This is a genomic window from Actinomycetospora sp. (genome assembly GCF_055612215.1).
On record NZ_JBVPVA010000055.1, the window covers coordinates 1 to 6923 of the forward strand.

At 74.7% G+C, this 6923-nt stretch carries 7 protein-coding genes and 3 tRNA genes; 1 reads left to right on the forward strand and 9 read right to left on the reverse strand.

The genetic code is table 11. The annotated features are described in order from the left end of the window. Positions 1-387: 387 nt before the first annotated feature. The 7 genes from AC0CYZ_RS01225 to AC0CYZ_RS01255 all read right to left on the reverse strand — a co-directional run bounded on the left by AC0CYZ_RS01225 (position 388) and on the right by AC0CYZ_RS01255 (position 5414). Positions 388-461: transfer RNA gene (locus AC0CYZ_RS01225), tRNA-Phe, on the reverse strand. A 39-nt stretch (positions 462-500) separates the two neighbouring features. After that, positions 501-574 (reverse strand) — tRNA-Asp (locus tag AC0CYZ_RS01230). A gap of 46 nt (positions 575-620) precedes the next feature. Next, positions 621-693, reverse strand: a tRNA-Glu gene (locus AC0CYZ_RS01235). Between the two features lie 77 nt (positions 694-770). Then, positions 771-1532, reverse strand: a complete 762-nt coding sequence (locus tag AC0CYZ_RS01240) for a ScbR family autoregulator-binding transcription factor (RefSeq protein WP_472211352.1) — start codon at positions 1530-1532, stop codon at positions 771-773. A gap of 501 nt (positions 1533-2033) precedes the next feature. Continuing rightward, on the reverse strand, positions 2034-3284 hold the full coding sequence (locus AC0CYZ_RS01245) for a serine hydrolase domain-containing protein (RefSeq protein ID WP_472211355.1): 1251 nt from the start codon (positions 3282-3284) through the stop codon (positions 2034-2036). A 19-nt stretch (positions 3285-3303) separates the two neighbouring features. After that, a complete protein-coding gene (locus AC0CYZ_RS01250; RefSeq protein ID WP_472211358.1) occupies positions 3304-4443 on the reverse strand; it encodes an FAD-dependent monooxygenase in 1140 nt (379 codons plus the stop codon). Between the two features lie 98 nt (positions 4444-4541). Continuing rightward, entirely contained in the window at positions 4542-5414 is an 873-nt protein-coding gene (locus AC0CYZ_RS01255) for a phosphatase PAP2 family protein (RefSeq protein WP_472211361.1), read from the reverse strand. Between the two features lie 104 nt (positions 5415-5518). Between AC0CYZ_RS01255 and AC0CYZ_RS01260 the strand changes: the two genes are divergently transcribed. Continuing rightward, a complete protein-coding gene (locus tag AC0CYZ_RS01260; protein WP_472211364.1) occupies positions 5519-6376 on the forward strand; it encodes a hypothetical protein in 858 nt (285 codons plus the stop codon). A 70-nt stretch (positions 6377-6446) separates the two neighbouring features. Here the strand turns inward: AC0CYZ_RS01260 and AC0CYZ_RS01265 are convergent, their stop codons facing one another. Both AC0CYZ_RS01265 and AC0CYZ_RS01270 read right to left on the reverse strand, forming a co-directional pair. After that, entirely contained in the window at positions 6447-6620 is a 174-nt protein-coding gene (locus AC0CYZ_RS01265; protein ID WP_472211367.1) for a CsbD family protein, read from the reverse strand. Between the two features lie 59 nt (positions 6621-6679). Next, the coding region (locus AC0CYZ_RS01270; RefSeq protein WP_472211370.1) for a carboxypeptidase-like regulatory domain-containing protein at positions 6680-6923 on the reverse strand (244 nt) is incomplete at its 5' end.

Here is a 6923-nt window from a genome sequence, read left to right on the forward strand (position 1 = left end):
CGGGCGCCGTCCGCGCGCACGGCGGTGAGCGAGTCGAGAAACCTGATCGGCTTCTCGGGCATCCCCGTCGTCACATTCTCTGTCACGATTTCCTCACCGAACGAGCTGCTCGTCCGGTCAGTATGGAGAACGTGTCAAGACATGCGACCGTGCGTGCGGAAATCGACACACCGAGTGAATTCTCGTGTTCGATCTCACCGCTCGTGGTGCGTGCTGTGAGTCGATCGGCGCCAGCGTCCACGATCAACAGCCCTGAGTGGCTGTCGGGAGAGGTTCTCTGCAGCCACCGAGGGCCGTTGATCAAGGCGGCGGCGAGTCGCGCACGACCGGACCGAGCCCGGAGCCACGGAGTGAGCAACCCCCGGCGGCCCGCCGGTGGGCAAGGGGTGGCCAGGGGCGGGGTCGAACCGCCGACCTATCGCTTTTCAGGCGATCGCTCGTACCGACTGAGCTACCTGGCCTTGTCGGCGACCGTACCGAACGGCACGTGCACGACTGTGCGACCCAGACGGGACTCGAACCCGCGACCTTCGCCGTGACAGGGCGACGCGCTAACCAACTGCGCCACTGGGCCTTGCTCTTCAGTTCATCCCGACCGCTATCGCGACCAGGCTACTGCGTACCCCCAACGGGATTCGAACCCGCGTTGCCGCCTTGAAAGGGCGGAGTCCTAGGCCACTGAACGATGGGGGCTCGAGTTCCTCCGAACCCGCGAGGACCTTACCCCCTTCAGCGCCGGGAACCCCGACCCCGCTGGGTGCACGCACAGCCTACGTGACCCTCCGGGACTCCCCGTCAGGCACCCCCGCCGGTGCACTTGCCGGCTCCTCGGGAACCGTCGCCATCCCGCCGGCGGCCTGCCAACGCCCGAGCCAGGCGGGCTCGGCGATCCCGGACAGGAGCACCGACCACGCCGCCGCGGTCCGCTCGCGGAGAGCCGCGTAGCCGCCGTCGGCCAGGGCGATCACCCGGACGCCGGTGCCGAGCGCGACGACCGTGCGGGCGAGCTCGACGGGGTCGCCCCCGGGCCGCAGCGAGCCCGCCTCCCGCGCCCGGGCGAAGAGGTCCGCGTGGACCTCCTCCCAGAAGTCGTAGGGCCAGCGGGCGCGCTCGCGGCCAAGGGCGCCCTCGTGGACGACGCGCAGGCCCGCGCGGCACGCCACCTCGTCGCGCAGGATCGCGGCGAACCCGACGGCGAGCTGCGCCGCCCGCCCGAGCGGGTCCTCGTCGCCCACCCACTCCGCGACGACCTGCGGCAGGCGGGCGAACATGACCTCGGCGACGGCCTGCGCCATCGCCTCCTTGGACGCGAAGTGGAAGTACATCGCGCCCTTGGTGACGCCGCTGCGCCCGTGGATCCGCGAGAGCGAGGCCCCCTGGTACCCCTCGGCCGCGAACTCGCGCGCAGCGGCGTCCAGGATCGTCTCCCGGGTCACGAGCGCCCGCGCCTGACGCGGGCCCACCCGGATCCGGACGTCGGGCGCGGGCGCCCCCGACGCCGGGGCGGCGGGTTTCGGGGGGACCTGCACCATCCTCAGGCCACCCCCCGACGCGGCGCCGCGCCCACCACGGTCAGCGACGGACCGGCGGCGGCTCGCCCGGGTCGCCGATCAGCCCGAGCATGTCGAGCAGCTCCCGGCAGTCGTCGGAGTCCACCGCGTTGCGGGCCACCGCCATGCGTGCGCGGTGCACCTGCTCGTCGCTGACGCGATAGACGTCGGCCGCGGTCCGTTGTGCGGGGACGCCCGAGACGACCCCCGCTCCCCCCTGCTCGGGCCCGGACCGCGGCTGGGGTACCCCGGCCGGCTCCGTGGCACCGCGCTCCGGATGCGGTCCCGCAGGTCGTCGTCGTGGCCCCGGCGTCACGCTCATCCGTCTCCCTCGCCCCGTGCCCAGCGGCTGCCCGCCGATGGCAGGCGCAGACGCTACAGAGCGAGGGTGGGCTGTGCAGCCCTCTCTCAGGGTGACCCGCGATCTCCTCAGGAAGAGCACAGTGCGTACACAGCGACTCACGGCGAGCGACATCCGCCGCCTTAGGACGCGCGCGGGGGCTCGTCGACGAGGGCCTGGTAGACCAGCCGGCGCAGCGAGCTGCGGATCGGGTAGGCGCTCGAGGGCATCAGCTGGGTGAAGAAGAGCGCCGTGATCTCCTCCTGCGGGTCGACCCAGAACGCCGTGCTCGCGGCCCCGCCCCACGCCATCTCGCCGGCGCTGCAGAGCGTCCGGTAGCGCGTCGGGTCGAGGACCACCGAGAACCCGAGGCCGAACCCGACGCCGTCGAACGGCATCTCGGCGAACAGCGGCCGCCCGACCTCGGTCAGGTCCGCGCCCCCGGGGAGGTGGTTGCGGCCCATGTAGGCGACGGTGCGGGACCCCAGGATGCGCACGCCGTCGAGCTCCCCGCCGCGCAGCAGCATCTGGGTGAAGCGGTGGTAGTCCGCGGCCGTGGACACCAGCCCGCCGCCGCCCGAGAGCCACGTCGGCGGCTCGAGGAAGGGCGCCCCGAACGCGTCCGCCCGGACCCGGGACCCGTCGCCCAGCCGGGCGTAGAGCGCCGCGGTGCGGGACGGGTCGTCGGCGGCGAAGGCGGTCGACGTCATGCCCAGCGGGGTGAGGATCTCCTCGTCGAGGAAGGCGTCGAGGCTGCGGCCGGAGACGACCTCGACGAGGCGCCCGAGCACGTCGGTGGCGTGGCTGTAGTTCCACTCGGTGCCCGGGGTGTGCACCAGCGGCATCGCGGCCCAGGCGTCGACGCAGCCGGCGAGGTCGAGGCCGGCGGGCACGCCCCACTCGAAGCCGGCCGTGCGGTACATCTCGTCGATCGGGTGGGCGTGGTGGAAGCCGTAGGTCAGCCCGGCGGTGTGGCTGAGCAGGTGCCAGACGCGGATCGGCTCCGGGCTCGGCATCGTCAGCGGCGCGCCCGCGGATCCGCGCAGGTACACCCGCGGCTCGGCGAACGCGGGGAGCCACCGGCTGATCGGGTCGGTGAGCTCCAGCTCGCCCCGCTCCCAGAGGATCATCGCCGCGACCGAGGTGATCGGCTTGGTCATCGAGTAGATGCGCCACCGGGTGTCCGGCTCCACGGGCAGGCCGGCCTCCTCGTCGCGCTGACCCGCCTCGCTCGTGTGCACGACCTCCCCGCGACGGGTGACGACGACCTGCCAGCCGGCGAGGCGCCCGTCGTCGACGTAGCGCTGGAAGTGGTCGTCGATGCGGGCGAGGCGGGTCGCGTCGAAGCCGAGGGCGGCGGGGTCCTTCTCGACGGCGAGGGGAGGAGTCGTCATACCCCGCATCCTCACCCCGTCAGACCTCGCCGAGCACCTCGGCGACCTCGTCGACGGCCTCGCGGGCCCACAACCGGTCCCGCAGGCGCCGGGTGAGGCCCTCGGCGTGTGAGAGCGCCGCGAACTCGGCCGTCCGGGCGGCGCAGGCGGCCCGGGCCGGGGCGCGCAGCGTCTCGTAGCCCTCGAGCCCGGGGAGGATCCGCCCGTCGGAGCGGTCGAAGGCGTTCCCGAGCGCGTGGGCGTCGAGCAGGGCCTGGTTCTCGTCGTCGCCGGTGTGGGGCAGCAGCGGCTGGGCGGCCGCGCCGAGGACGGTGAGGCGGTTGCGGGTCCAGCGCGAGAGCGGGCGCTGGTGGGCGAGGACCTGCTCGGGCTCACGCGCGACGACGGCGCTCACGCTGCGCCGCAGCTCGGGCTCCAGGCGGGAGACGACCCACTCCCGCTCGGGGGCCGGCAGGTCGGCGCGCATGACGAGGACGACCTCGGCGCCGCCGTGGGGCGAGGGCAGGCGCATCGCCTGCAGCTGGGGACCCGACCACACCCGCAGCTCGGGGCTGGCGGGCTCGCCGGCGCTCGAGGCGACCGTGGTGCGGCGGACGACGAAGGTGGGCGAGAGCGCCCCTGCCCCGGCCTCGAGGAGCCCCCGGACGCGGCTCGACGCCCCGTCGGCCCCGACGAGGGCCTCGGCGCGCCACTGCGTGCCGTCCTCCAGGGTGACCAGGGCGGCGTCGCCGATGTCCCCGACGGCACTTGGGCGGCAGTCGTAGTGCACGCCGATCATCTCGTCGGCGGCGCAGGCCTGCGCGAGGGCGCGGCGCAGGTCGCGGCGGGCCACGATCAGGCACGGATAGCCGAACCGGGCCCGGGCGACCTCCCCGAGCTCGACCTTGCGCAGCGGCTGGCCGCTGGCCGCGTCGAGGTGGCAGTAGCGCTGGACCTCGAGCGTCCGCGGCCGCAGCCCGTCGAGCAGCCCGAGGCCCTGCAGGACCCGCGCGGCGGACGGCCGCAGGAGCATCGACCCGGTGACCCCGGCGTCGTCGTGGGACTCGGGATCGGGCCCGCGCTCGAGCAGCTGCACCGGGAAGCCCTGGTGGGCCAGGCACAGGGCGGCGGCCAGACCGTCGATCCCGGCCCCGAGGACGAGGAGCGGGACGTGCTCCATCGGGACCCCCGTTTCCCGTCGGACGACGCTGGAACGACCCTAGACAGCGCATTCGAGTGACGCCACGGGCGTCCGAACGCGTGGTGATCGTCAGCGCGTCAGCGTAGCGGTGGCGCAGGTACTCCTTCCGAGGGATGGATCTCCGCGGCGCGGGCCTCCAGGAGCACAGCGCAGCCGAGGGCGAGCGAGAGCAGTGCACCGCCGAGCAGCCACCCGGCCAGCACGTCGGTGGTCCAGTGCACGCCGAGGTAGGCCCGGCTGACCCCGATGCCGACCGCCAGCACGGCCCCGACCAGCACCGTTGCCGCCCGCGTCCAGGCCCGGGCGCCCCCACGGCGGCTGTCGGGCGGCAGGAGGGCGAGCACGGCGGCGACGGTGAGCCCGAGGCCCAGGACGGCCATCAGCGAGTGGCCGGAGGGCAGCGACGTCGAGGTCTCCACCGTCACGCGCGTCGCCACCGGCGGTCGGGGTCGCTCGACCGCGCCCTTCAGCCCACGGATGGTGAGCGATCCCACAAGGACCGCGACGACCCACACCACCGCCCGGGCGGGGCGACCCCGCCACCACAGCACGACCGCCGACACCACGGCGAGGCCCCCGGTGCCCACCGTCCCGCCGAGCAGCGAGGCCGTCTCCGCGACCCCCGTCCAGGCCGGCGTCCGGTGGCCGACCAGCCACGCCAGGACCGGGGCGTCGGTGGACCCGAGGGCGCCGTCGTCGGCGACGAGGGCGAACACCCCGCACGCGAGCGCGACGAGCACCGCCGCCGCTCCCAGCGCGACCGGCAGAGTCGCGGCGGCACCGGCCGGCACCGACCCCCGCCGCACCCGGCACCCGAGCGCCGCGACCAGCAGCACGAGGGCCACCACCGCCGTGCCGACGACGATCCACCACCCGGCCGCCACGTCGCGCTCCTCCCACCCGTCGTCGGCCCGTCGGGCGCCCGACGGCGTGTCGCCGAAGCCGGACATCCCGCGCCGACCGCGGTCTGCGGGCACACTCTGCCCGGGCGGCCGCATCGCCGCCGGGCATCGGCGCGCCGTCGGCGCCGCCGACGGTGGACCAGGAGGGGCGCGTGCTGGTCCTCGGCCTCGTCGCGGCTCTCGTCGCCGCCGGGGCCAACGCCGGGGCGGCGCTGCTCGAGGCGATGGCCACCCGCCGGGCCACGCGCGCCGCCGGGGTCCTGACCAGCCCGATGTACCTCGGTGGGCTGCTGCTGGACATCGCCGGCTGGGTCCTGACGGTCCTGGCGCTGCGCTACATGCCCATCGTCGCGGTCCAGGCGATCGTCTCCGGACAGGTGGTCATCACCGTCATCGCGTCCCACTGGGTGTTCGACACCCCGCTGCGCCGGGTGGACCTGCTCGCGGCCGGGGCCAACGTCGTCGGGCTGGGCCTGCTCGTGGGGAGCGCGGAGACCGGGGACCTGCCGCACGCCGGGGTCGGCGGGACGATCGCACTGCTGGCGGTGCTGGTGGTCCTCGCCGTCGTCGGGATCGGCACGGCGGTGCGCAGCCGCCGCGCGGTCCCGGTGGCGTTCCTGGCCGGGCTGGCCTTCGGGGGGACCGCGGTCGCGGTGCGCCTCCTGGACCTCGACGGGCCGTTCGGCGAGGTGCTGCACACCGTGCTCACCGACCCGGTGGCGTGGGCGCTGCTGGGCTACGCGGCGCTCGGGCTCGGGCTGTACACGGTGGCGCTCGGGCGCGGCACGGTCGGGCCGGTGGTCGCGGTGCTCGCGGTGACCGAGACGCTCGCGCCGGGGCTGCTCGGCCTCGTCCTGCTGGGCGACAGCATCCGGGCGGGGTGGGTGTTCGGGTTCGTCGCGGGACTCGTGCTCGCGCTCGGCGGCGTCGTGGTGCTCGCGCGCTCGCCGGCCCAGGCCTCACTGGCCGGTGACGACGGCGTGGCGCGCCCGCCGCTCAAGCGGGTGTGACGGGGCGGGATCCACGTCCGGGCCGCGCCCGGAGGGCACGGCCCGGACGGATCGCCGGGGCGACGAAGACCTAGTCCTTGAAGGCGTCCTTGATCTTCTCGCCCGCGCTCTTGAGGTTGCCGACGGTCTGGTCCTTCTTTCCCTCGGCCTTCCATTCGTGGTTGTCCGTCGCGTTGCCGAGGGCTTCCTTGACCTTGCCCTTGACCACCTGGGCCTTGTTGTCGAACTTGTCGTCAGCGGACACGGAGCGGCTCCTCGTGGTCGTCACGTCGGTGGGTGCCAACTACCCGATCACCGTGTGACTCAATCGACAGCGGGCACGAGCCGCTCGAGCTCGCTCGAACGCAGGACGACGTCGAACGCGCTGCGCCGGCCGTCGAGGGTGACCCGCCCGGCCTCGGGACGGCGCCCCGGCGCGCGGGCCACCAGCTGGTACGACCCGGGGGCGGCGGCCTCGAGCCGGTAGCTGCCGTCGTCGGCGCCGTCGGTCCGCGCGGCCTGGTGCCCCGCCTCGTCCACGAGGGTCAGGACCGCCCCGGGCACGGCC